At 39.8% G+C, this 24,229-nt stretch carries 32 protein-coding genes and 4 pseudogenes; 2 read left to right on the forward strand and 34 right to left on the reverse strand.

Going from position 1 to position 24,229, the window contains the following annotated elements:
- Window positions 1-211 precede the first annotated feature (211 nt).
- From ACOT8F_RS08095 to ACOT8F_RS08120, 6 genes and pseudogenes are all read right to left on the reverse strand, one after another.
- Window positions 212-865, reverse strand: a complete 654-nt coding sequence (locus ACOT8F_RS08095) for a pre-toxin TG domain-containing protein (RefSeq protein ID WP_421651134.1) — start codon at window positions 863-865, stop codon at window positions 212-214.
- Window positions 835-1,203, reverse strand: coding sequence for a hypothetical protein (locus ACOT8F_RS08100; protein WP_421651136.1), 369 nt, complete (start codon window positions 1,201-1,203; stop codon window positions 835-837). Before ACOT8F_RS08100 ends, ACOT8F_RS08095 begins: the two co-directional genes overlap by 31 nt.
- A 169-nt stretch (window positions 1,204-1,372) precedes the next feature.
- Window positions 1,373-1,921, reverse strand: a complete 549-nt coding sequence (locus ACOT8F_RS08105) for a T6SS immunity protein Tdi1 domain-containing protein (protein WP_421651137.1) — start codon at window positions 1,919-1,921, stop codon at window positions 1,373-1,375.
- Between the two features lie 151 nt (window positions 1,922-2,072).
- Window positions 2,073-2,174 (reverse strand): annotated as a pseudogene (locus ACOT8F_RS08110) (polymorphic toxin type 15 domain-containing protein); the annotation flags it as partial.
- A gap of 40 nt (window positions 2,175-2,214) precedes the next feature.
- Window positions 2,215-2,340, reverse strand: a complete 126-nt coding sequence (locus ACOT8F_RS08115) for a hypothetical protein (RefSeq protein WP_421651138.1) — start codon at window positions 2,338-2,340, stop codon at window positions 2,215-2,217.
- Between the two features lie 303 nt (window positions 2,341-2,643).
- Window positions 2,644-3,216 (reverse strand): SUKH-4 family immunity protein, encoded by a 573-nt coding sequence (locus tag ACOT8F_RS08120; RefSeq protein WP_421651140.1) that lies wholly within the window; start codon window positions 3,214-3,216, stop codon window positions 2,644-2,646.
- Window positions 3,217-3,273: 57 nt separating this feature from the next.
- Here ACOT8F_RS08120 and ACOT8F_RS08125 point away from each other — a divergent pair.
- Window positions 3,274-3,510, forward strand: a pseudogene (locus ACOT8F_RS08125) (DNA/RNA non-specific endonuclease); the annotation flags it as partial.
- Window positions 3,511-3,736: 226 nt separating this feature from the next.
- On the opposite strand, the gene ACOT8F_RS20955 reads toward ACOT8F_RS08125, so the two are convergent.
- The 12 genes from ACOT8F_RS20955 to flaG all read right to left on the reverse strand — a co-directional run bounded on the left by ACOT8F_RS20955 (window position 3,737) and on the right by flaG (window position 11,402).
- Window positions 3,737-3,850 carry an Imm6 family immunity protein gene (locus ACOT8F_RS20955; RefSeq protein ID WP_489672224.1) on the reverse strand — a complete coding sequence of 38 codons (114 nt, stop codon included), beginning with the start codon at window positions 3,848-3,850 and terminating at the stop codon, window positions 3,737-3,739.
- Between the two features lie 303 nt (window positions 3,851-4,153).
- Window positions 4,154-4,531: a DUF4274 domain-containing protein gene (locus ACOT8F_RS08130; RefSeq protein WP_421651141.1), complete on the reverse strand. Its 378-nt coding sequence runs from the start codon at window positions 4,529-4,531 to the stop codon at window positions 4,154-4,156.
- Window positions 4,532-4,657: 126 nt separating this feature from the next.
- On the reverse strand, window positions 4,658-4,789 hold the full coding sequence (locus tag ACOT8F_RS08135) for a pre-toxin TG domain-containing protein (RefSeq protein WP_421651491.1): 132 nt from the start codon (window positions 4,787-4,789) through the stop codon (window positions 4,658-4,660).
- Window positions 4,785-4,973 carry a hypothetical protein gene (locus ACOT8F_RS08140; RefSeq protein WP_421651142.1) on the reverse strand — a complete coding sequence of 63 codons (189 nt, stop codon included), beginning with the start codon at window positions 4,971-4,973 and terminating at the stop codon, window positions 4,785-4,787. The genes ACOT8F_RS08135 and ACOT8F_RS08140 overlap by 5 nt, the downstream gene beginning before the upstream one ends.
- Before the next feature lie 16 nt (window positions 4,974-4,989).
- Window positions 4,990-5,217 (reverse strand): hypothetical protein, encoded by a 228-nt coding sequence (locus ACOT8F_RS08145; protein WP_421651143.1) that lies wholly within the window; start codon window positions 5,215-5,217, stop codon window positions 4,990-4,992.
- Window positions 5,218-5,527: 310 nt separating this feature from the next.
- The gene (locus tag ACOT8F_RS08150) at window positions 5,528-6,226 is read right to left on the reverse strand and encodes an SMI1/KNR4 family protein (RefSeq protein WP_421651144.1); all 699 of its coding nucleotides are present in this window, start codon (window positions 6,224-6,226) and stop codon (window positions 5,528-5,530) included.
- Window positions 6,227-6,232: 6 nt separating this feature from the next.
- A complete protein-coding gene (locus tag ACOT8F_RS08155; RefSeq protein WP_421651145.1) occupies window positions 6,233-8,173 on the reverse strand; it encodes a ribonuclease YeeF family protein in 1,941 nt (646 codons plus the stop codon).
- 217 nt (window positions 8,174-8,390) lie between these two features.
- Window positions 8,391-8,690, reverse strand: a complete 300-nt coding sequence (locus ACOT8F_RS08160) for a hypothetical protein (protein ID WP_421651146.1) — start codon at window positions 8,688-8,690, stop codon at window positions 8,391-8,393.
- Window positions 8,691-8,743: 53 nt separating this feature from the next.
- Window positions 8,744-9,094, reverse strand: a complete 351-nt coding sequence (fliT, locus tag ACOT8F_RS08165) for a flagellar protein FliT (RefSeq protein WP_421651147.1) — start codon at window positions 9,092-9,094, stop codon at window positions 8,744-8,746.
- A complete protein-coding gene (gene fliS / locus ACOT8F_RS08170; RefSeq protein ID WP_421651148.1) occupies window positions 9,094-9,495 on the reverse strand; it encodes a flagellar export chaperone FliS in 402 nt (133 codons plus the stop codon). The genes fliT and fliS overlap by 1 nt, the downstream gene beginning before the upstream one ends.
- A 19-nt stretch (window positions 9,496-9,514) precedes the next feature.
- Window positions 9,515-11,041, reverse strand: a complete 1,527-nt coding sequence (locus tag ACOT8F_RS08175) for a flagellar hook-associated protein 2 (RefSeq protein WP_421651149.1) — start codon at window positions 11,039-11,041, stop codon at window positions 9,515-9,517.
- A 13-nt stretch (window positions 11,042-11,054) separates the two neighbouring features.
- The gene (gene flaG / locus ACOT8F_RS08180) at window positions 11,055-11,402 is read right to left on the reverse strand and encodes a flagellar protein FlaG (protein WP_421651150.1); all 348 of its coding nucleotides are present in this window, start codon (window positions 11,400-11,402) and stop codon (window positions 11,055-11,057) included.
- A gap of 161 nt (window positions 11,403-11,563) precedes the next feature.
- On the opposite strand from flaG, the pseudogene ACOT8F_RS08185 reads away from it, so the two are divergent.
- A pseudogene (locus ACOT8F_RS08185) lies at window positions 11,564-12,405 on the forward strand (endonuclease).
- Between the two features lie 441 nt (window positions 12,406-12,846).
- Here the strand turns inward: ACOT8F_RS08185 and ACOT8F_RS08190 are convergent.
- The 16 genes and pseudogenes from ACOT8F_RS08190 to degU form a co-directional block, all read right to left on the reverse strand.
- Window positions 12,847-12,960: pseudogene (locus ACOT8F_RS08190) on the reverse strand (flagellin); the annotation flags it as partial.
- Between the two features lie 346 nt (window positions 12,961-13,306).
- Window positions 13,307-14,389, reverse strand: a complete 1,083-nt coding sequence (locus tag ACOT8F_RS08195) for a flagellin N-terminal helical domain-containing protein (RefSeq protein ID WP_421651152.1) — start codon at window positions 14,387-14,389, stop codon at window positions 13,307-13,309.
- 177 nt (window positions 14,390-14,566) lie between these two features.
- Window positions 14,567-14,785, reverse strand: a complete 219-nt coding sequence (csrA, locus tag ACOT8F_RS08200) for a carbon storage regulator CsrA (protein ID WP_421651154.1) — start codon at window positions 14,783-14,785, stop codon at window positions 14,567-14,569.
- Window positions 14,786-14,796: 11 nt separating this feature from the next.
- Window positions 14,797-15,213 (reverse strand): flagellar assembly protein FliW, encoded by a 417-nt coding sequence (gene fliW, locus ACOT8F_RS08205; RefSeq protein WP_421651156.1) that lies wholly within the window; start codon window positions 15,211-15,213, stop codon window positions 14,797-14,799.
- Window positions 15,214-15,236: 23 nt separating this feature from the next.
- Window positions 15,237-15,806 (reverse strand): DUF6470 family protein, encoded by a 570-nt coding sequence (locus ACOT8F_RS08210; protein ID WP_421651158.1) that lies wholly within the window; start codon window positions 15,804-15,806, stop codon window positions 15,237-15,239.
- Between the two features lie 54 nt (window positions 15,807-15,860).
- A complete protein-coding gene (flgL, locus tag ACOT8F_RS08215; RefSeq protein WP_421651159.1) occupies window positions 15,861-16,745 on the reverse strand; it encodes a flagellar hook-associated protein FlgL in 885 nt (294 codons plus the stop codon).
- A gap of 10 nt (window positions 16,746-16,755) precedes the next feature.
- Complete coding sequence (gene flgK / locus ACOT8F_RS08220; protein WP_421651160.1) at window positions 16,756-18,276, reverse strand: flagellar hook-associated protein FlgK; 1,521 nt, start codon at window positions 18,274-18,276, stop codon at window positions 16,756-16,758.
- An 18-nt stretch (window positions 18,277-18,294) separates the two neighbouring features.
- The gene (locus ACOT8F_RS08225) at window positions 18,295-18,777 is read right to left on the reverse strand and encodes a flagellar protein FlgN (protein WP_421651161.1); all 483 of its coding nucleotides are present in this window, start codon (window positions 18,775-18,777) and stop codon (window positions 18,295-18,297) included.
- 15 nt (window positions 18,778-18,792) lie between these two features.
- Window positions 18,793-19,053, reverse strand: a complete 261-nt coding sequence (gene flgM / locus ACOT8F_RS08230) for a flagellar biosynthesis anti-sigma factor FlgM (protein ID WP_421651162.1) — start codon at window positions 19,051-19,053, stop codon at window positions 18,793-18,795.
- A gap of 81 nt (window positions 19,054-19,134) precedes the next feature.
- Window positions 19,135-19,551, reverse strand: coding sequence for a TIGR03826 family flagellar region protein (locus ACOT8F_RS08235; protein ID WP_421651164.1), 417 nt, complete (start codon window positions 19,549-19,551; stop codon window positions 19,135-19,137).
- Window positions 19,552-19,607: 56 nt separating this feature from the next.
- A complete protein-coding gene (locus ACOT8F_RS08240; protein WP_421651165.1) occupies window positions 19,608-20,294 on the reverse strand; it encodes a ComFC family protein in 687 nt (228 codons plus the stop codon).
- Window positions 20,291-20,554, reverse strand: a complete 264-nt coding sequence (locus tag ACOT8F_RS08245) for a late competence development ComFB family protein (protein ID WP_421651493.1) — start codon at window positions 20,552-20,554, stop codon at window positions 20,291-20,293. The genes ACOT8F_RS08240 and ACOT8F_RS08245 overlap by 4 nt, the downstream gene beginning before the upstream one ends.
- Window positions 20,555-20,609: 55 nt before the next feature.
- The gene (locus tag ACOT8F_RS08250; protein WP_489672226.1) at window positions 20,610-21,983 is read right to left on the reverse strand and encodes an ATP-dependent helicase ComFA; all 1,374 of its coding nucleotides are present in this window, start codon (window positions 21,981-21,983) and stop codon (window positions 20,610-20,612) included.
- The gene (locus ACOT8F_RS08255) at window positions 21,980-22,171 is read right to left on the reverse strand and encodes a hypothetical protein (RefSeq protein ID WP_421651168.1); all 192 of its coding nucleotides are present in this window, start codon (window positions 22,169-22,171) and stop codon (window positions 21,980-21,982) included. The genes ACOT8F_RS08250 and ACOT8F_RS08255 overlap by 4 nt, the downstream gene beginning before the upstream one ends.
- Window positions 22,172-22,282: 111 nt before the next feature.
- Window positions 22,283-23,131: a DegV family protein gene (locus ACOT8F_RS08260; RefSeq protein WP_421651169.1), complete on the reverse strand. Its 849-nt coding sequence runs from the start codon at window positions 23,129-23,131 to the stop codon at window positions 22,283-22,285.
- Between the two features lie 350 nt (window positions 23,132-23,481).
- Window positions 23,482-24,165 carry a two-component system response regulator DegU gene (degU, locus tag ACOT8F_RS08265; RefSeq protein ID WP_421651494.1) on the reverse strand — a complete coding sequence of 228 codons (684 nt, stop codon included), beginning with the start codon at window positions 24,163-24,165 and terminating at the stop codon, window positions 23,482-23,484.
- Window positions 24,166-24,229: the final 64 nt, after the last annotated feature.

Raw genomic sequence — 24,229 nt, forward strand, 5'->3', positions numbered from 1 at the left:
ATATGATCATATGGAGCTTTGAACTCTCTGTTAGGATAAGTATCATCTAATGATGGTAATTCTGCTTGATTTCTTACTTCAGGGGAAGCTCCTTTAAATAGTTGGCCATCTAATCCAATAATATCTGTCTTGCCTACCGCAACCGTATTAGTTTCTGGTACTTTAAGTTCCGCTCGATAATCTTCAAGATCTTTTTTTCCAATAATAGATTTTATATTATATTTAACATTATCTCCCGTCTTAATAAAAATGCCCCTGGATACTTATTTTTAAGTGGCGTCATTTCAATTGAAAACACCGGAACTTTTTGACCAGTTGAGGTTACTAACACTTCGCTGTGAATTCGTGTCGGAACCTTAAAATCCCCAACCTTATTCTTCACTTTATTCAATGCAGCATTCGCCTGATCCTGCAACAACTTTATATGTTCCTTACTAAAAGGAAACTTTGCCTTAGGTATCTTATAGCCATACTTATCAATAGCTGCAGCAGCCCCGCCCAGCCCAAGAATCGAAAAACCAGTAAGCAGGCTATTCTTCCTTTGTTCTTCCGTAAGCTGATTCCCGAACATATCCTTACCGGTAATACCCTCAGCTAAACCGTTTCCGCTTATTAGTCCATATATTCCTTTTTCAGCTTTACCAAGGATCTGCATTCCTTTAGCCGTTTTATAAGCATCCAATGCTTTCGAAGCAGTAGTAACCCCTTTTACCGTTGCATAGATCGCCTTCCCGCCTTTTGCTAGACGTCCGGCCCAGCCAACAACTGGTATAAATCCTGCAGCTGCCATGGCTCCTGCTGCGATTCGCTCGGCTGCACTCAGTTTTCTGCCTGTTACCGGATCAACACCTGTGATTGCACGCACAGAGTCAAATAACCGGAGGCTTCACCGACAAAGTCGGAGGCCATATCCCAGCCCTTTTGATACCATGGGCGGTTTTCTTTTTCGATCATGGCTGTTTCAACTTTTCTGGCTTCTGATTGCTCGTCTTTGGCTTTGATGTAATCTGCTGCCTGCTTGGATGCTTCCTCGTTGACCTTGTACATTTCACTGTTTTTGTAAGCTTTACTGTCAAAGAAGAGCGGTGATACTTCCTGGCCCTTGTTTGACGCATTCAATAGAGCCGAATACATTCCTTGTAGTGTTTCGTCCACTTTAGCGATGTATCTTTTTCCGTTTGTTATTTTTGTGAGTTTTTTCATTATTAATACTACCCAGATATGAAAATTTTTTATATCTTCACTTACCTTTAATACATCCATAGAAAAACCTCGAATAACTTTAGCTCTTCGAGGTGTAATAACTATCATTTAATTTTTGTTTAAAAAATGTCTTTTCCTATTCTATTGATAACTGTATTGACAAAACTTATTATTCCAATGGTCCCATAAATTGTGTTATTAAGTATATATGCTCTACTAATTTAACCCTTTTCAAATTTTCTACTTTTTCTGGCCCTCCCAATCCGAAAATCGGTGCATAGCCAAAACATTCATCATAATCAGGTTCACCATACTTTTCAACTGCTTCGGGATAAGGCTGCCAATCTAATTCTTCATCAATAAAACTTTTATCGTTTAAATCTTCAAAGAAAAAATCAAAACCAGCAGAGATTACTTTCACAGTATTTTTCCTAAAATTCAAGAGGTTTAAGTACCTTTCTTTCTCCCAAACTATAATATCTCCCATTGAAGTAATAAATAACGGAACGGCATCTTCGCTTCGCGTATAAACCTCATTTAAAAGTTCTCCGAAGATTTCAGGATTAATTACTTTTAAATATCCTTCTAATATAGATCCCTCACCTAAACTTCTCCACATTCCCAATACTTGGTCTGGTATTTTTCCCTCATATTTATTTATAACTTCTTTCGAGATGCTCTTATTCTTTTTAAATTTTCCAAGAACATTGTTTATCATATTTTTCTCCCCTAAGCATGAATTAATATGTGAGACTTTTAAATATGTTGTGTTGATTTTTTTTCAGTTTCACTCATGCTATGTGCAATGTCCCTTATATGTTGGTCTACTATATCAATTCTGTACTTCCATTGTTAACCTATAGAGGAATTTATTCTTTTGTCACCCTTACCCCCGATGTTAAGTGGATTACTCCAGCAATCTGATCAGGGTTATGTAAGGCAGCTTGAGTAGTTAACCATTTCTCAGCTTTTTCATTAGCTTCCTGCCTTGATAGCCCTTGTTTATGGAGTTCAAGTACTTTTTCTTTTCAGGCCTCTTGTCCAAGATTTTGTCATAATAACCGGAAGCTTCACCGCAAAGTCGGAAGCCATATCCCATCCTTTTTGGTACCAAGGGCGATTTTCCTTTTCGATCATCGCTTTTTCAACTTATCTTGTTTCAGCTTGTTCATCCTTAGTCTTGATGTAGTCAGCTGCCTACTTGGAAGCTTCCTTATTGACCTTGTACATTTCACTGTTTTTGCAGGCTTTACTGTCGAAGAAGAGCGGTGATACTTCCTGGCCCTTAACAAATTGAGAAAGTTGCCTCAATTTTTGATGGCTTTTATAAAGGTTGGGATATCCTATCGCCCATACCGAACTTACACAATCAAGTTAATGAACATGCCTTCTTCAAAAACTTAAATGACTTTGACTTTAGTCATTCGAGGCATACTTCTATTAATCTCTATTGTAGGATTCTACCTCTTCTTTCCAAAAGCTATTTTCCAAAATAGAATTTTCATCGACTCTTTTTAATTCTATTTGAAGGTTACTAATAGATTCTCGTGGTGCATTTTTTTCTAAATATGCCTGCCTTCCGTTAATCTCTTTTATAGTATTTATAAATTTTGTATAGATTATAAGTGATTCTGCGAATTGATTAACAGAGGAATTGATGAATATACTATTAAAATTATTATCATAATCTAAGCAAACTACTTCTCCATTAATTTCTGAAACACAGATAGGGTCATTCGAACCTGTGTAACCAAGGTATATCAAATGATCAAATTTGCTGTCCTCTATTTCGTACTTATTTATTACAATTTCGCCCCCGCCTAGGCTGCTTGGTTCAAAGGTTAAGAAAGGGGGTGCAGACTCGGGCATTCCAGCTATAGATAGAAATTCTTTTGTCTCGGTAGGAAGATTCGTATTTATGATACTCTCTTCTTGGTATCTAACTAATCCATATACTTCTCTGAAGGTGGAATGAGCCTTTTTTGCATCCCTTAAAATCGAAGTGCCTGTCACTACCCGAATTTTGATGAGTCACAATTGTTCATAGAAATACACTGGAGCATAACCTGGAGAGAAGATAGGTTGTTTGATGATGATGGTGGACACTTGCTAGGAAATCAGTTTCTTGGTTCAGGAGATATTGATAATTTGCTTGCTCAGAATAGGCAAATCAATCGCTCTGGTGGGGAGTGGTAAAAGATGGAGACTGAGTGGGCAAGCGTACTGAAAGAGATTCCACCGAAAAAAGTATCTGTAAAAATTAACCCATTTTTCGTTAGGACTTCATTAAGACCAGATTCATTAGAAAACCATTGAAAATAGAGTAAGTTTATCCAGTGTGTTTGTATTGTAAGGTTTTTCTTATGAGGGTAGTTAATTGAGTTACCAAAGAATTAGTCATACCATTAATTTTATTTCTCATACAGCCATTAATAAAGTCTTTATTGAATTAATATTCTGCTAAACTCTTACTCTCATATACTTTCTTTATTAAAATTTGTTATAAAGCTATCGACAGTCTCATATCAACATTTTAAAGAGGCTGTGGGAGATATTTCTCTTTTTCATATTGATAAGCCTCCCATATTAGAGAATTCCATAAACATATCCTTACTTTTTCCCGATCACTATCCTTCTCGAATTGCATTTAAGTCATAAATGTTTTTCCAAATATTAATAAAGGCTGTATGCCTCAATATTATTAAATTTTACCCATTCCCAACCTTTTTTGAATGACTCAACAGTCACTTCATAGCCCTAGATTGTGAAATCTTTTCGATAATTAAGTCAGTGACAATAGATACACTAATTTGGCATCCACACTCAAATTATCAAATTGATTCATTTTAAACCACTCCTAATCAATCACATATTATATTTTAGGAATATCAACCACTTCTCCTGGCGATTTACTAATGAGAATATCAGGAATGTTTGGATTACTCTTTTTCTATTTATATTTTTGAATTTTTGTTAATTCAGGGTCGAAGTAAATATTTTGAGATTTAAATTCGAAGTTTATTAGTTTATTATAAATCTTACCTAAAAAATCTTTCCAGTCCTCTAATGAAGAATTTGAAACTTCATCCGGATTTTCTAACATATGATATCCGTCTGCATAATGAAACATTAGTAAACCCGTGCCGAAATCACAAGCCTCATTTTCAAGAATAACTGTTGGTACATCAAATCCACTATTCCAATTATGATTTGCAGCAAAGTAATGCAGTAATAAAGAGTTATTTGTATTTGTTAACTTACTCATTATATAGTTTTTATCTGTATTATAATGTAACTGTTCAAGGAAATTAATATCTTCCTCATTCATAAGAACTTACCTCCCACCTACAATTATTTTTCTGTTAAGCTTTCTTTCCCAAAGTTCTATCGTTGCACCTTGACTAGGATATAATGGTAACCATTCTCTTGCAATCTCCTTAGATTACTTTACAATTCATAAACTTCCTGTTAGAGGATCTACCCCAGTAGTGGCGCGAATTCCATCATAATAACCGGAGGCTTCACCGACAAAGTCGGAGGCCATATCCCAGCCTTTTTGGTACCAAGGGCGGTTTTTTTTTTCAATTTATGGCTTTTTGGACTTTTTTCGCTTCGGCTTGTTCATTCTTGTCCTTGATGTAGTCAGCGGCCCGTTTGGAAGCATCCTCATTCACCTTGTACATTTTACTATTTTTGTAGGCTTTACTGTCGAAGAAGAGCGGCGATACTTCCTGGCCTTTATTTGTCGCATTCAATAGAGCCGAATACATTCCTTGTATCCGCGTTTCAGTTGAATTTTACAGTAGACAGCTGCAGATCGACCGCATTCAGCTTTTGCAGGGCGTCTTTCCGTTCTTTATCTACTGTATCCATGTGATCCAAAAAGTCTTCATCCGAGAAAACTTGGAATGACATGAGGTATTTTATTTTGTCGAAGTTACTTTGCAGGTCATCTTGCTGTTTATCGCAACAGGCTTTGTCATTCTCGTTATTTTGTAACCCAATCCATATCATTAGCAGCCCCTACCATATAAAATGTTATCTCGCCTAATTATCGTTCTTTTCACCCCCTTCACGAGCTATTAATTTCAGTAAAACATCATTCATGTCGTACAAAGCTTAAATATCTCTTAAAAAACAAAAACACCTGTTACCTAAAAGGCAATCAAGTGCTTTATGGTTAGCTAATAAAGTAATTAATTACTAATTCTATCTATAAACACACAAGCCTGTTTAATTTCGTAAGTTTCTGTCTTGTTCCATGTAACAATATTTCAGAAGGTGGTAAAATCTTCAACAATCCAAATATATTCACATTTATTTTTTAATTGTCTTGAAGCCCTATTACAATCCATTCATCTACAATATCCCAGAAATTCACATTATATTCAGGCTTATCATTGGTAAACCATAATGTCGCTACATCATCTATACAGTTGTTTAAATCTATAGCAACATATCCCCCCATGCCATTTTCAAAAAAACCATATGTTGTAGCCATATTAATTCCTAACGGTTCATCTAATTCTTCAAGTATTCCCCATTCATGTTCCTCAAAATGAGTAGTGCGTTCTACTGGTACAAGTCCCATAGCTCTACTTGGCAGATAATAAAACCCATTGTGTAACTTTTCATAGAACTCCTTAATAGATTCCGGAACATTTGACCAATCTTGTTGTATTTCTGAAATATAAATAGAATTGGTCGGTATACCACCTTCGTAATAAAGAATTTCGTCATTTTCACTTTTTACGCTGTATAGTACTGCATATTGTCCATTATCTACAATTAGTTCAAATTCTAATAAATTCTCTTTCAAGTATGATATAGTATTACTCAATTCTTTTTCACACACACTATTCCATAAAGCTATTAATTTATCTTTCTTTCTAGTTTTATCTGTTTCTTTAAATATCTCTATCCATTTTTCAGGCATATTTTCCTTTTCAATATTGAGGAAGTCTCTGTTAGATACAAACTCTATACTTTTTCTGTATTGTTTTAAAAAAGATAATTTATCCACCCGAAATCACTCCTTTTTATTTATCCTATTAAATTCATCTATCATCTTTTGGATCTCAATTTCTAGTTCTTTTTCTTTTAATATCATTTTTTCCCTAAATACAGGATTTACCGGAATATTTTCTTTTTTGTAGATGTACCAATCCGCAAATGATTTTGAACCTTTTGATGTATTAGCTGCTTCACTGAGACCGATAAAATTTTCTACAAAATTGGCAATTTCCTTCTGTTGTTTGTAAGTTAATGTCTCAAAACCTTCCAAACGAGCTATTTTCTCTAGAGAAACAATATGGTCTGCATGCAGTTTTTTATCAATTATTTTTCCAGGTAAAGCAAAATCCTCAGTTCCAATTATATCATCAATATTTTTGTTAACTTCTCTTTGTATTTTAGAAGATGGCGATGCTCTTCTTAATTTAGTATATGTTTCATCGGAAATTTTCCTTTCGCCATATCTTGCACCCTGCGTAATGTTTTTACCCGTACCCGTAGTCCCAGTATTAACCGAAAACATCCGTGGCGCCACTTCATTAAGCTTCCGGCTCTCAACTGTCCAATGATTGACTGAACCCATTGGTGTGGCCAGCTCATGTTTTACAAATATCGGTGTATTCAAATTTCCGATATGGGTCTTTATTTTATTCAATATATCATTGCCCATGTCCTTCATTTTTGCCGCGTGCTCGGAGCTAAATGGAAACTTCATATGAGGTATCTTATGCCCATACTTATCAAACGCAGCGGCAGCTCCGCCAAGCCCCAAAATCGAAAAACCAGTAAGCAGGCTATTCTTCCTTTGTTCTTCAGTCAGCTGATTACCAAACATGTCCTTACCGGTAATACCCTCGGCTAAACCGTTTCCGCTTATTAGTCCATATATTCCTTTTTCAGCTTTACCAAGGATCTGCATTCCTTTAGCCGTTTTATAGGCATCCAACGCTTTCGAAGCAGTAGTAACTCCTTTTACCGTTGCATAGATCGCCTTCCCGCCTTTTGCAAGACGTCCCGCCCAGCCGACAACTGGTATAAATCCAGCAGCTGCCATAGCTCCTGCTGCGATTCGCTCGGCTGCACTTAGCTTTCTGCCTGTTACAGGGTCGACACCTGTGGTGGCACGCACTGTGTCATAATAACCGGAGGCTTCACCGACAAAGTCGGAGGCCATATCCCAGCCCTTTTGATACCATGGGCGGTTTTCTTTTTCGATCATGGCTTTTTCGACTTTTCTGGCTTCTGCTTGCTCATCTTTGGCTTTGATGTAATCTGCTGCCTGCTTGGATGCTTCCTCGTTGACCTTGTACATTTCACTGTTTTTGTAGGCTTTACTGTCAAAGAAGAGCGGTGATACTTCCTGGCCCTTGTTTGACGCATTCAGTAGAGCCGAATACATTCCTTGTATCCGCGTTTCAATTGAATTCAATCCCGTATATTCATTTGACAGCTGCTGATCGAGCTCATTCAGCTTTTGCAGGGCGTCTTTCCGTTCTTTATCTGCTTTTTCAATCTGATCCAGAAAGGTTTCTTCTGAGAAAACGTGAAGGGAAATGAGGTCTCTTATTTCATCGAAGATGCTTTGCAGGTCTTCCTGCTGCTGGGATACCATGGTTTTGTTATTCCGAATGGATTGTTCCAGATTATGCTCAAGTATATTCGAGTGGACGATCGTGTCTCCAGTGAGGTCTGCACCTTCGAGATCCCCCGGGAGACCTTTAAAAAACTTGATGTTTGCTTCTGTCAGCTGCACCCAAATGTTCAGCACATCAATTTGTGCCTGGTAAAATCCTTTAATGGCTACGGCACCGGCTCCTTGAAAGTCATTGTTATCAACAATAGCCTGAAACTGCTGCTTCAATTTATTCAGCTGGGCTTTTAAATTTTCATACTGTTTGGCCCGCTCCTCCGTCGCCGACGATAATGTCTTCGCTTCGTAGATCTTCATAGCCGCCATTTTTAAAAAGCACAACTCCTTTATATAGGTTCTTTTATGTATATCTGGAGGTGATTTGGTTGAAAAAATGCCCGTTATTACAAAATTTTATCATTTTTTACCATATACCCCAATCTGCGGAAAGTCCTTGCTTTTCTTGTTCAATAACTTAAAGATAAGCAAAAAAGACTAACCACTTGAAAGTAGTTAGCCTTTTTAACCTATCTTCTTATTTTATTTATCCAATCATTTGCTGTCTGCTTAGTGCAATCTCTTTCAATTCATTTTGGTAAGTAATAATTTGATAAAACTGACTATTCACTTCAGAGTTAATCAACTCATCATCTAACAGGCCTTGGTAGGTAGGATAGCTATATTTGGGTCTATTAAAAGAATCAGATAAATCCCGATCCTCAGCTATTAAAATATTCATCTTTACTAAGCTGGCTAAATGAAATTCAAATAGGAAAGCTTCTTGCAAAAAGGTATTATCCTCCAAAATATCTTTAATGAGTATGTTCAGACGGTTTTTCATCAATCATCTAAAAAAACCTTGATAGGCAGCTAGCTTATCAAGGCTTTAATTCACTATTAATTCCGTTTATCATAAAACATCCCATCAACGGAGACAGACTGATATGGATTCACATATTTCACGGTATGAGTCTTCGCTTTTTTCACATCGATTAAGTCTTTTTGTATTTCTTCCTTTACAACGGTCATCTTTTCAACCAATTCGATGTTCCATTCGGCAACCTGCTCCAGCTGTTTTTCTTCAAGCTCAGTAAAAGGTGCAGAAAGCTGAAGAATAAAGGTTTCGCGCTGAACTAAGAGATCATCAAGCTTCTGAATAAGATCTTCACGCTCACTTTTTCCGGCAGGCTGGTGAACAAGCTCCACAAGCTCCTTCGTTTTGTCAAAAAGCTGCTGTACGGCACTCACTATATTTGCCCGCCATTCCCGAACTGCTGCTTGCGGTTCAATTGAACAACCTCTTTCCAAGTATCGCGGAATTCCACTACATAGCCTTCAACCTCAGCAAGGATGTCAAGGTCATTCTTCATGTTAACCTCAATCAAACGGCGATTCATATAATCATAAAGTGCCAATAGATTTTCGGAAACATCCATGTCCATGTTAAGCGTGACCATTAGTTCCTGAATAATCTTTTGGGCTTTAATTAAGTTTGTATTCTTCTCCTGAATATTCTTTTGTTCAATTGCAGCACGGGCTTGCTTTAAAAACTTCAAGCAGCCGTTATATAGCATTAATGTTAACTCTCCAGGAGATGCTGTCGTAACAGAGTTTTGCTGATAGGCTTGATATGGGTTAGTTAGAGCCATTTTTTAATCTCCTAATTTCTTATTGTCCGCCGCCAAAATTGTTTGTGATGTAGGCTGACTGCTGGTTGGCTTTTGAAATGGCCGTTTCCATCGCAGTGAATTGGCGGTAGTAGCGGTCTTCGACTTGAGTCATTCGCGCATTAAAATCATTAATCTGAGTATCGAGGTCAGTCAGATTTTTACCAATCGTGAACGATTGACTTGTCATAAGAGTGTTGCCGGCTTTGTTTTCTACTTTGGTAATGGTATCTTTTATTGAATCACGCAGACGTTTTCCGATTCCTTTGGTATCATCCGTTCCTCCATCAGCGTTAAAGAGCTGATAAATAGCATTCGGATTTTCCTGAATTTTTTGCCGAAGCTTAGTTTCATCTATAATCAATTTCCCTTTGTCCTGATAATTAGGAGAAGTGGTAATCCCGATTTCAGAAAGTTGATTGTAGCCTGAGATATTGGTAGAACTATTTACCGGTGCATACATATTAGTACGCAGACTATTTAACCCGCCAGTTAAAAGTGTGTCGTTTCGAAGCATCCCGCTTTTTGCTTTTTCTTCCCATTGCTGCTGCTGTGTATCTGTCAGTGATGTTCTCTGGTCATCCGTTAGCGGTGGATAATCCCTGTTCCGATCCTCTGATACTTTGCTGTTTATTTTATCAATGGTATCGTTGTACTTTGCTACGAACTGAGTAATTGTATCAAGGATGCTGTCTACATCAGTGGTACTAGATACTGAAACAGGACCCGTAGTTGGCTGTTTAAGCGTGTATTCTACTCCGTTAACTGTAAAAGTATTTGAGGATTTTTCCATTTGGAAGCCATTGAGTTTTACTACTGCGTTTTGCCCATCAGTGACCTTAAGAGCATCACTGCTAGTATCAAAGCCAAGGTTCGATAAAAAAGTTTTTGTAGCAGGATCAGTTGTGGAAATGGAAGCCCCTTTTCCCGTTTGATTATTCGTGAAAACGATTCTTTGATCATATACGGGTATTGTTTTCGTGTTATCCTTTGGATCCGGGGCAGTTCCCACCTGAATACTTTCATTCATTGCAGAAACTCCAAGTGAGGATGAATTAATTTTTGAGATGACATTATCAATTGTGTCTGTAGCACTAATAGAAATACTCACTGTCCTGGCAGCAGTGGTCCCAGGATCCATCACATTAAAAGTTAATTCTGTTGCTGTACCTGCTGTAAAACTTGGAGCCTTATCAGATACCCATGAAGCAGAACTGGCAAGCTGAGTTACTTCAACAGAAGAGGTAAAGTTGCTCGCTGCATTGATAGCCTTAGCGGAAACTTTTGAATCATCCGAACTTGTTACTGACTTTTTCAGGAATGAGCTTTGCATTCCTATTCCGTTGAAAATCTGCTGATCAAGATCATTCAGAAGCTTATTCATATCACGGTAATCATCCCGCTGCCATTCAAGCGTTTGTTTGTTATGCTTCATTTTATCAAGGGGAACACGTTCCACCTTCATCAAATCGCTGACCATTTGGTCAATATCCATGCCGCTAGCAAGTCCGCTAATTCGAGTTGTCAAAATGCCTCACCTCCTAAATTTTTTTATCTACCATGAGTCCAATAAAGTCTGTCATTGCTGCGTATATATCAAGCAGCTTTTTAGAAGGGATTTCTTTTACTACTTCATTTGTTTTATCATCTACTACAGTAACGTAGTATTCATTTAATTTTTCATGAAGCTTGAATTGGAGATGGGTGTTTCCAGATTTGACAAAATCATTCATTCCGCCAATAGCTTTTTCCAGCTGTTCTTTTGTTGATGGTCTCACTGTTTCTTGACCATTTGTCATTGTTTCATTCGTTAGATCTAACTTGGGTTTGATTCTTTCCGTATCTTGGATGTGAGGAACATGTGATGCTGCAATCCGATCTACTGACATGTGGAACACTCCTCTGATAATCTCTACTCGTTATATCGGTTAAATGAAGGAAAACTTATAGTAAAAGTAAGGAGTTTTTATTAACGTTCTTTAAGGGGGGGATCATTTTGAAAGATTTGATTGAATTAGAAAAAATACTTCCAGCTAGAGGAATTGAGTTAATGACCGGAAAATTATTGGGGGATGCCAATATTGCAATACAAAATAATAGAAGGCCAAGGTTCCGCTTTTCACATTGTGCTAACGATCATAATTGGTGCATTCATTGTTTTGAGGAGCTTCATTCTTACCTCCCCATAAATCAGCCAATTTATCGCAAAACAAGTGATTCTCGTGTGAAAGAGGGATATACAGATCAATATTATGTCCAATCAAAAGTTGCTAAAGCTGCAGACTTATTAAAAGAAATTTGGTACCCAAATAATAAAAAATTCTTCCTCTAGAGATGATTAATAAATATCTTACTCCATTATGTTTAGGTTGGTGGTATCAAGATGATGGTCATCTTAAAAAAGATAAAGGCATCCCAAGAAAGATCATTCTATCTACTGACTCTTTTAGCAAACATGAAAACAGATATTTGGCAAAAATCCTTTACGATAAATATCAGTTTTGCTTTAAAGTTGATGCACAAAATCGTTTAATCCTTTATGACCAGCCTCAAATCTATTACTTTCTCTTACTCATCCGTCCCTTTATTCATCCAAGTATGGAAAGAAAGGATCTTTCTTTTACTGAATTTATTCCATTTAAAACGAATAAAAGAACGACCATTTATTTACCTGCCTACGTAAATATCAATTATCCTACTAAAGATATTCATAACCTATTGTTAAAATTGCGAATTATCATCAAGTTGCTCAGATTGGAAGAAAACAATAAATTGTTTTTCCAAACCTCTATACTTTCAATGTTGAATAATGAGCAGGCTGTGAAAAGCTATCAATTTACTTCCAAAGCACCAGGATCAATTAAAGATAGCCCAATCCATGACAGGACTTAGAATTAGCCAACTGGTTTACCTATGCTGGGTAATAGAAAAAGAGGCCCCAAAAATTGAGAGCCTCTTTGTATAAATTAACGAAGCAATTGAAGAACACCTTGTGGTTGTTGGTTGGCTTGCTTTGCCGCTATGCTTTTCAGCGATAGAATAGACTATATCTTCATCCTCGTATACAAGGAGCTGGGCACTTCGAATGGCACTTGCCACCCTACAGATTTCATCACCATAGGATTGCGTTAGGTGGTATATCTTAGTCGTTGAACCTTCTCCACTCTTTCGAGACAGGAGCTTGGCTGCTGATTATCCATTTATCTTCTTTCTTTTCAAACCATCACGTCTGCCGTTTCCAGCTGCGTTGTGGTGAGAGAAGCTTTAGGAAGTTCCAGCAATTCACCCAGTGATTCTCCAGTTCATTACCAAACTGGACGCCCTGCAATCAAATTATCGAAGAAGCTGTAACACTCCCTGAGGCATTTGATTGGATTGAGCCAGCATTGCTTGTGCTGCTTGAGAAAGAATAGAATTCTTTGTTTGGTTCATCATTTCTTTCGCCATCGTGCGAACATTTACTTTCATAAATGACCAGACTATATCTTCACCCTCTGGCATCCAGTAGGGGTCGGGCACTTCGGATTCACAATGCTGATGACCATTGCTTCACCTATGGATTTCATCATCATAGCTTTCGCCTTAGATGGTATACCCTAGTCGTTGAACCTTCTCCACTCTTTCGAGACAGGAGCTTGGCTGCTGATTGCCCAATCCTTCTTCTTCTCAGCCCTTCACGTTTGCCGTTTCCAGCTCCGTTGTGGGGAAGAAAGCTCTAAGGGGTTTCCAGCAATTCACCCGATTATGATCTCTAGCCGTTACCAGCTAGGACGACTGTGCTTGTTGCTGCTAGTTAAGCAGCTAAAGCATAATCTACGTCGCGAATACGAGATTCTGCGGCAGTTAGGTTTTCTGAAGATGTTCCTAAGTTGTTAATTGTGTGTTCTAATCGGTTTTGTGCAGCACCCAGCGAAGAACGTTGAGTAGAAACAGCTTTAATCGCATCATCCAAAACAGTAGTTAATGCATCAGCTTTTGTTTTACTATCTACGGCAGCATTGGTTGTAATCTTGTCAGAAATCATATTTCCTGCACCAGACCCCAATGTAGTTCCATCCATTTTTGTAAAACTTACATTTAAAGTTTCTTGTGCAGTTCCATTACTTCCGATCATGAAGGAAGCTGAAGCGCTACCTGCTGCAGTTTCAACAGTAGAAGCAGTAACTAAACCATCACGAACATTTCCTGCTGTATCTGTACCAGCTGTTTCAATGCTAATACCAAGAGAATCAAAATTAATACTACGCTTACCGCTTGTATCGGCCCCAACTGTTACAGTTTGAGATACAGTTTTTCCTGCTATAGTAGCTGTCATCGTTAAGTCAGCTGCTCCAGTACCTGCAGTTAATGTATAGGTTGTGCCACCAACTGCTTTCGAAACATCGATTTTGGAAATTACGTCTGCTCCTGCAGCCACACCTGCTTTTGCTCCAGAAGTTGGATCTTGAGTAGTAGACAGATCACCATTCAACAGACCCTTACCATTGAATTTAGTTGTATTAGAAATACGGTTAATTTCGTCTTTTAGTTGAACTAATTCATCACCAATAGCTTGACGATCGTCTGTATTGTTAGTATCGTTGGATGCCTGAACTGATAATTCACGCATACGTTGAAGAATGTCATGAGTCTCGTTTAAAGCACCTTCTGCTGTTTGAATCATTGATATCCCATCTTGAGCATTACGAGAAGCTTGATCTAGCCCACGAATCTGTCCACGCATCTTTTCAGAAATCGCAAGACCCGCTGCATCGTCACCAGCACGGTTGATACGAAGACCTGAAGACAATTTCTCCATAGATTTAGATTGTGCATTAGTTGCACTGTCCAATTGACGGTAAGTATTAAGAGCCGCGATATTGTGATTAATTCTCATTATTAAATTTCCTCCTTGAGTTTCGGTTTCACATCCGTGTGAATTTGCAAGCAGCTTCCAAAGTCGGCCGCCTTTTCAGCTACTTGCTACACTTCTTATATCGACAGGAACTTATTTCCGTTTAATAGTTTTTGATAGAAAAAAATAAAAACCTTAAACATTTTGTCTAAGGTTTTGTTATACATTCTTTAATTGGTCCAAGATACTAGCCGAGATGGAAGCAGCTTGGTTGTTTTCTTCTTGAATGGAAAGGTAGATTTCCTTCCTGTGAATCTCCACATGTTTTGGCGCCTCGATTCCCAGCTTGATTTGATCGCCTTGAATGGCGACGATTTTAATTTCAATGTTATCCCCAATTTGAATGGACTCATTTAGTTTTCTTGTGAGTACTAGCATGCTCCCACCTCCTAGTTTAGCTTGTGCTTTGTTTTGTATGCAGGGTCATTCAAAATGACTTGTTTGGCAAGGTTTGTTTTTTCATTAACAACGATTGGAGCCTGAAGGTTGGCTGTGGAATCCTCGAATTTGTCCTGCAGTGTTAATATGACCATAACCTGAACGTCTTCTGGCTTTTCCAATTTTAATTTATCTGCTGTGCTGTCGTCTAAATTGAATTCGTAGTCTTTAAAGAAAATAAATGGACTTGTTACAACGAAAGCCAGTTCACTTGTTGCAACAGATTGAAGAATAAGAAAAGGAGAATCTTCTTTTAAAGGCAGAATCACAAATTGCTTTTCCTCCAAAAATCCTGGAATTCCACTTTCAAAATGGAGAATTTGCTCTTCATTTATTTCAATCTCACCATGATATTTCGTTTTTAACATGCTGTCACGACCTTTCACTCACATTATACCTTGATATCAACTGTAACAAAATCAATCTTTAGGTCTGGTCTTTGATCAAGACTTACTTGAACTTTACCTGGTTCATAATTCAAGATGGGCTTGTTTTGCTTTACATTAATGATTGGCTTCCTAGGAACGACATCGATCTTTACCTGTGCTGGCTGGAAATCAATTTTTACGCTCCCTGCAGAGGGAACAAAACCGATATTGAAATCATACATAGGCGATGCACTGTTCGTCTCAGCCTGTTGTGCAATAGGATTGCCGCCTTCTTCAATCCGCATAAGCTGCTCGCCTTCATTCGATCTCCGTGAAATACCGCTTAGCCAGTCTTGATATCCTTGCTGTGCTGCTTCAGCAATCCTTCTCGAAACACTTTTCAAATCCACGTCGGCTCTGGCTTTTGTAGTATCAATCGTCATTTTCGCAGGAATCGTTTCAATCGAAAGCTCTGCCTGCGGCTGCTCGATCGATAAATCCGCTTTCGGCTGCTCCTGCTCCATTTTGGGCTGGATGGTTGTCAGTCCAATTCTTCCTTGTGTGCTTTCGAGTCTTATTTGAGGGATCTGCATGTTTATCCTCCTAAAAGAAAAGCTATCTTTTATAAAAGATAGCTAGAGTTGTTCTTATCGTAAAAAGTCCATCAAGGATGGCTGGATGATCCGCGCGCTAACACTTAGAGCAGCACGATTCACGCTTTCCTGCATTTTTAAATCCGTTATAACCTGTTCAATATCCGCGTCTTCGTTGTCAGAAAGAATTCGGTTTGCTACAACTTCCTGCTGGTTTACCCTGTCATCAATCAGCTCGAGGCGATTGTAGCGTGCACCTAGTTCTGAACGTTCTGCACTCATATTATCGAAGTGTTTATCTAAATCGGCTAGCTGCTGATCACTGCTTCCCATTGAGTTGCTATTAACGGAATTAATAATATCCCCTATTGTTTTGAAAAGGTCTTGTCCGTTTACTAACCCGCCGAAAGCATTGACACCATCTACGTTTGATTTCAGCTGAACACCTTTTGAAACCTCGATATTAAAACTATCTGTGTTGAATTTCACTGTTCCATCAGCTGCAATAGGTGGTGTATCTGTCTTTGTTCCATTAAAGATATATTTCCCAGCAACCTGCGTATTAGCCACTCCTTGTAAATCCTCACGCAGCTGCTCCATCTCAGTACCGATAGCCTTCAAATCATCAGCACTATTCGAACCATTCTTCGCCTGTACCATCAGCTCACGAAAACGCTGGATAACCTGCGTCCCCTGCTCAATCCCGCTCTCAGAGTTATCCATCCAAGTATAAGACTCAGATAAATTCCGCTTAAACTGCTCAACTTCTGTCAGGTTTGTCCGGTAGAACATCCCTTTCATCGCAACGACGGGGTCATCAGAAGGGCGGCTGATTTTTTTGCCTGTTGAGAGCTGGTTTTGGAGCTTGTCCATACTGCCGTAGCTTTTACTTAAGTTGCTAAGCGAATTTTGGGCTAGCATTCCTTGTGTGATGCGCATTATTTTTTACCTACCTTCCGACGAGGCCCATGCCGTTAATAATTTTATCGAGCATTTCATCCTGAATGGTAATCATCCGGGCAGACGCATTGTATGCGTGTTGAAACTGAACCATATTGGTCATTTCTTCATCCAATGATACGGCGCTGACCGATTGTCTGCGCTGATCGACTGCATCTGTTAACGTTGTACTGTTTTGTGTCATTTTGTCTGCTTCCTGTGCATCAACGGCCATTCCGCCGACAAGACTTTCGTAGAAGTTCTGAAAGGAGGTTGATTTTCCGCCAATCGTAAAGGTGCCGCTTTTCACGTTACCGAGCAGTGTAGCGTTTGTTCCATCTCCAATACTTGTGGTACTTGCAGCAGCAATATTATCTGTGGTATTCAGTATTTCATCAGACAATTTGATGGCCGCCGCAGCTCCCTTTTCAGAAGCCATCGGTGCAAAGAAATCAACTGGAGTGTGTGAATTGTTTTTTATATCCGTAAGATTGTAGCCTGCTTTATGAACCTTGTTAAATTCTTGAGCAAAGTTATAAGCCATCGTATCCAGGTTATCCTGCATTTCAACATACAGCCCATGACTTTTATTAGAAGATTCCACGTAACCAAAAGAATCTACTAAACTTTTCAATTTCCCGCTTTTATCCAATTGATCAAAGTTCACTGTTCCGCTTCCGACCGTTAATCCAGATGCCAAGCCATCACTATTATAAGAAACAGAAACACTAGCAGAAGTTTTCCCAGGCCCATCCACAAGCGTCCCAACAGCCGTATTGTTGCTTCCAACAATCTTAACCGTTGCTACACCCTGAGCTGTCGCCAATGAATTCCCGCCGCTTCCTGTATAGGTTACATCTACCTTTACTAAGGATGAAAGCTGATCAATTAAACGATCTCTTTCATCATACAAATCATTCGGCAAATAGCCATTTGGCTCAACGGAAGAAATCTGATCGTTCAAGTTATTAATTTGGCGCCCGATCGATTCAATCTGCTTGGCTGAAACATCCACTTCGCTTTTCAAATCGCCTCTAACAGAGGTCAAAGAGTTGGACAAATAATTAAACGTCTCTGAAACAGCCTCACCGCGCTGACGGACAACTGCCCTTGCACCTGCATTTGTCGGATTTACTGCAAGATCCTGAAGAGATTGCCAAAATTGATCCATTGTATTCGCTAAGCCTGTATCAGACGGCTCGTTCATGATCTCTTCCATCTTCTGAAGGGCTTCAGAGCGTGAATCCCAGTAGCCGAGCTTTGTATTTTCTCCGCGGTACTGCAAATCCAGAATCCCCTCTCTTACCCGCTCCACAGACCCTGCTTCAACACCTGTTCCTATTTGGCCTGGAATTTTTGATGCATTCAGCCCGGGCGCCGGGTAAGGCTCTGTTTGCTGGAAATTGACGCGCTGGCGGGTATAGCCTGGTGTATTGGCATTCGATATGTTATGGCCTGTTGTATACAAGGCTCCCTGCTGGGTTGTCATTCCCCTGCGGGCTGTTTCCAAGCCAAAAAAAGTTGATGTCATCTTCTTTTCCTCCGTTGGTTATGCTTTGAAATCGAAGAGGGATCTCCGCTTCGGCTCCGATTCGATTGGCTGATCTGGGCGAGAGTAATTCGGTGATTGTTCACTTGGCAGAAGCATATCCAGTGTCATACTGACAAATTGAAGCGCCTGCTGGGACAGCTGCTGATTCAGCTGATTGGCTGTTTTCAGCTTATCCATGACTTCGATAAACTCTTCCAGAAGCTCAGACAGCTTTTCTTTTTCCGTACCTTTTGCTTGATTGATGCATTCGGACAGAGTGAGGTTATGCTCTCTTCCTAAAAATTCAGCTGCCATCCTGATTCTTTCCGCCTCTGCTTTCTGAATGGAACGGACAACGGTCTGTTCCTTCTGTAATAGGCTTCTCAAGGCTTCGGCATTGTCTTTTTTAAGAAGATCTGTTTTTTCTAGCGCCATATGATAGAGCTCCTTATTGAACTGAAGAAGCTCCTTAAGTCTTGCAATTAATTTTTCAGCTGGCATAACCACTCACTCCTGTTACTGCTTTTTGTAAAAATCTACAATGCTGTTCGCTACTGCCTGCGGATCTATTTTGTACGTTCCGTTTTCTACTTGCTTTTTCAAGGCTTCTACCTTTTCCTGGCGAGCCTGAACAATGCTGTTTGTCTGCATTTCCTTCGCAGCGCTTGAGATTTCGATTTTATCTTTTTTCTGAACCGTATTTTCCGGCTTGACAACTTTATCAAGGTTTCGCTGATATGGATTAATTCCGGAAATATTGTTATTGTTAATTTTCATGAAAACCCCTCCATTGTTTTAATTACGGACTTCTTGATTACTCTTAGTATCGTCAAGAATTTTTTTATTTTTAGCCCGTTTTTATTTTTCGGGAGTATTGGCATAGAAGGTTTTTTTAGTTTTCTGGGCCATTTGGCTCCGGTGGTTTTCTTCGCGTTTCATTTGGCTTATTTGTGCTTCCAAATCCTTCTTGCAGCTAAGGCATATTTTCCCTTCCCGAATCATTGTCCTGCATTTTTCACAAGGATATCCGAGATTTTTAAAATTGGAAATTTGAATGCGCCCAAGGCGAATAAATTTGAGGACAAGCTCTTCTTCTACACTTGTTCTTTCAACAACCTCATCGATATTAGCACTTCTGTTTTCCCTTTTTCTCAAAAAAGCATAAACAGCTTCAAACTTTCGCTCTTCTTCTTTATAGCAGTCCATGCATACCGTTCTAAACTGTGTCTGGACAAACAGCTGGTTGCAGTTTGGACAATTCGCTAATTCATTCATACCGATTCTCCTAATATCATACTCTACTCTCTTTATCGGTACATGAACGGAATATTTTAACCTCTTACCAAGGTGAGGGAGGAGACAGTTAAGGCACCGTTTTCCAAAAGAAGTTTGGCAGCCTGCCTAAGGGTCTTGCCTGTTGTGTAAATGTCATCTACTAATAAAATATTTTTTTGGTGAATTTCTACAGTTGGTGTTAATTGAAATGGCTGTTGTGATCGAAGGCGTTCCTTCCGGGTTTTTTTCGATTGTTTTTCTGTGGAAGTTCTTGTAAGAGGATGAATGATGGTGAGAGAAAGCTGTTTAGCCAACAGCTCAGCCTGATTGAAGCCGCGCTCGGATAATCTCTCAAGTGATAGCGGTATGGGGACAATTAAGTCGGTCTCTGTAAAATGTTTTTTAAATGCCTTCTTCAAATCACTTGAAAAAAGCTTAACAAGTTCAGCATCACCGCGATATTTAAATCTGGCAATCGTGTCTTTCATAAACTCATTATAGGAATAGATGGATCTGTTCTTTTTTAGTAGCCCTTTCCATCCTTGTGTTTTCTCCCACTGGCGGCAATCTCCGCATAGTCTTTCTTCAGGCATGCTTCTGCCGCAGCAAATGCAAATCTTGCCAATAATTCTTTCAAAGCCACCTCTGCAATCCTCACAGGCAAATGGCTGTTCCTCAAGGAAAAACAGCCCTTTCCAAGTCCCTGCTTCTTTTATAAGGCTGTCACATAAAAGGCATGTCATTGCTTGATCCTATTTTCGCACCTGGGATTTTCAGAAACCATTTTGGCACACTCTGCAAGAATGATCACCAGTGATGTTATTTCAAGCTGATCAAAATAGGCTGCTTTTACATAAGAAACCCCAGATTCCTTCGTCACATACTTGGGCTTTACCCGATTTAAAGATAAGGCCAATACATCATCCTGGCATTTTCTGCAAATGCACTCCATCTGAAAACGGTCCAGATATCTTTTAAGCAAATCTTCCATGATTTGTTCCATCACATTAATAACCTCCAATTTTTGTATGGCATGTTTTACCATTATAATAGAGAAGTTATCTTTTCCCTGCAAGTCTATTCATTATTTGAATGTGTTCTTTTGCCTTAAGCATCGCTTCTGTTTTTCCATGATGAAAAAAGACAACATCTCCTGAAGGGAAATCGGCGTGACGTCCAACCCTGCCGCTTATTTGCACGAGTGCACTTTCAGTAAAAACAGAGTCTTCTGCACCAAGCACTGCTGCATCCGAATTCTTGATCGTAACACCGCGCTCTAGAATAGTGGTTGTTACAATTAAAGGAGTCTCTCCTGTGCGGAATTTCCGTACCTTTTCTTTCCTTTCGGGATCCTCCGCATAAATTCCTTCAATCGCTTGATTTCTTTTTTTCAAAAGAGTTGTGATTTCTTTCAGAACATTGATATTCGATACAAACAGAAAGGCTTGCTTTTTTTCAGCCAAATGGCTGCTGATCCATTTGTCTACGGAAGCAGGCAGCATTCCTTTTTCAAGCTTCTTTTTCCAGTTCCATGCCCAGTCAAATCTCGGTTCAGGAAGAGGCTGGCCGTGATATCTTCCTGGTATTTTAATAGCTTCCATTTTTTTTCGGGCTACCTTCTGCTGCATTTTATAAGAAGGCGTTGCGGTTAAATAGATGAGGGTGCTTAAGGGTTTTATTGCCATATTTACCGCATTCTGAAGCGTGGCATCCATCGAGTAGGGAAAAGCATCCACTTCATCAATAATCATGACATCAAAAGCGTGATAATACCTCAAGAGCTGATGTGTTGTTGCGAGAGTCAGCATGGCTGGCTTGTACCGGTCCTCGCTGCCTCCGTAAAGTGCTGAAATCGTTACGCTTGGGAAAACTTTGCGGAACCTAGGTTCAAGCTCCAGTACAACGTCTGTTCTCGGGGTTGCAAGACAAACGTTCTTTCCTGCCTGGAGTGCTGCCTGAATTCCCTCAAAAAGAATTTCTGTTTTGCCTGCCCCGCAAACTGCCCAGATTAAAAGCTCTTTCGGATTGTGCACGGCTTCTGCCATTTTTTGTGAAGCAGCAGTCTGCATCGGAGAAAGAGAGCCGTCCCAATGTAAGAGATGAGTCTCTTCCTTTCTTTCTGCTAGCGGGCCAGTCCAGCGGATCAGCGAGGTGCATTCGCTTAAGCGGCCCATCATAATGCAGCTTCTGCAGTAATAGCATTCCTTTCCGCAGCTGGAGCAGTGAAAGGAAGCAAAGAACCGCTGTGGCTCTGGGCCGCACCTGCTGCAGCACCATTTGCCTGAAATTTTCATGACACCTGGTATTGTTTCTATTAAATTCTCATCTATCAGGCTTTGGATTTCATCGCTTGTAAAAGGAGTTTCCTGCTTCAGCAGCTGGCGGCCTTGGAGGAGCTGTTGGGGGGTAAGAGGAAAAGCAGAGGTTTTCAGTAAGCATCATTCCTTTGGTTTTTTAGTTTTCGGTAGCGTTTTTCTACACTGAGTTTTGTTCTTTCTAGCTTACTCGCTATCTCGCGGTATTTAAAGCCTTCTTCGCGAAGACTAATAAGCTTGCAATCCTCAAGTGTTGACCAGTGTTTGTATGTTCTCTGGTTTGATTCTATGTACATATTATCCATTGTTTCTATCACCTTCCTGCCATTCTGTATTTTGATGGATTGTAGGAAAAATGTCCACTAAAAAAGAAATAAACAGTCTAAAAGCCCCACAAATTATGTGAGGCTTTTTCATTATTTTTCTTTTTTGCACCAGCCAAGACCAATTGCACTCTCACCGAGATGAGTGCCGATAACGGGGCCGAAATAGCTTAAATAAAAATCTACATGAGGATATTCGGCTTCAAGTGCTGCTTTCATTTCCTTTGCCTCATCCGGACGGTTTGCATGGATGACGGCTGCCCGAAGCGGAATACCTTTGCTTGCATCCTCTGCAAACAGCTCATGGATCCGTCCGAGAGCTCTTTTGCGCGTCCGGATCTTTTCAAATGGCACGATCTGCTTGTCTACAAAGTGGAGGAGCGGCTTAACCTGCAGGAGACTGCCGATGAAGGCTTGAGCTCCGTTCAAACGGCCTCCGCGCTGCAGATGGGAGAGATCATCAACCATGAAATAAGCTCTTACTGATTTTTTCGTTTCATCGAGCCTTTCGATAATCTCTTTAGCGGTCTTCCCTTCCATTGCAAGCTCTGCTGCCTGAATGGCATAAAACCCCTGCACCATGCAGCTGATTTCGGAATCATAAGCGTACACATCGATTTGAGATGTCATGCCGCCCGCTGTGATCGCGCCATTATAGGTTCCGCTGATCCCGCTTGAAAGGTGAATGCTGATAACCTCGTCATAATCCTTCGCAAGCTTCTCAAACAGTTCCAGAAACAGCCCAACAGGAGGCTGTGAGGTTGTCGGCAGCTCTTTCCGGTTCCGTACCTCTGTGTAAAAATCTTCTGCTGAAAGATTCACTTCCTCCTGATAGGTTTCTCCGCTAATAACAACGCTCAGAGGAATCATATGTATATGGTATTTTTCCCGAAGCTCTTCAGGGATATAGGCTGTACTGTCGGTTAAAATAGCCGTTTTCATAATTGGTTGAAACCTTCCTTAAACAAATTTTAAACAATACTTATAGTTTATTAAACTTTGGATGGAAATTCATTAGTTTCTTTGTTAATTAAACGTTTGTTTAAGAAGATGGAGCGGTAAAACGGGATATGCAGGGGGATTTTTGATGGGGCAGCAACCTAATTACTGGGTAATCTATCAGAATCGGGATAATCTATCGGGAATTTTGATTAATCTATCCAAACTGCGGGAAAATCTATCCAAATACAGGAATAATCTATCTAAAACCCACAATAATTTATCGAAACCACCATACAATAAAAAAGCCCATCTCCAAACAGATGGAGACAGGCTTTCCTTCTTGCATTCGCTTATCGTATTTCAACCCAGCCATTTTTGATGGCTACAACTACGGCTTGGGTACGGTCGTTCACGTTCATTTTTTGCAGGATGTTACTCACGTGGTTTTTAACGGTTTTTTCACTGATGAACAGTGCTTCACCGATACCGCGGTTGCTTTTGCCGTCAGCAAGCATTTGAAGAACTTCGCACTCGCGTCGGGTTAAGATATGTAATGGACGGCGAACCTCCGGCTGGATGTGCTGAACGCTGCCGCTTCCTCCGGTTGTTGCAAGACGGCGGAATTCGTTTACAAGGTTATGTGTAACCTTCGGATGCAGGTAGGAACCGCCATCGGCTACTACTTTTACAGCTTCGATTAGTGTGTCAGCATCCATTTCTTTTAGCAAATAACCGCGTGCGCCTGTTTTCAAAGCGTGGGTTACATAGTTTTCATCGTCGTGGATGGAAAGAATAATAACCTTCGTTTCAGGGTTGGCTTCAACAAGCTGTTTTGTTGCTTCCACTCCGTTTACGTTCGGCATATTGATATCCATAATTACGACGTCAGGCTTGTGCTCGTCAACGATGCGTGTTGCTTCGTCACCGTCGTCACCTTCTGCAACTACTTCAAAGCTTGGTTCAAAATCCAAAATACGTTTAACGCCTTCTCTGAATAATTGATGATCGTCAATAATGGCTATTCTTGTCTTCATGCTCATTCATATACGCCTCCCCACTCTCATTCTAGTCCAATTCTCCTCTACCGCGTCAATATGC

Source organism: Chryseobacillus diguaensis, from assembly GCF_049220665.1.
Classification (GTDB): Bacteria; Bacillota; Bacilli; order Bacillales; family Bacillaceae; genus Metabacillus_B.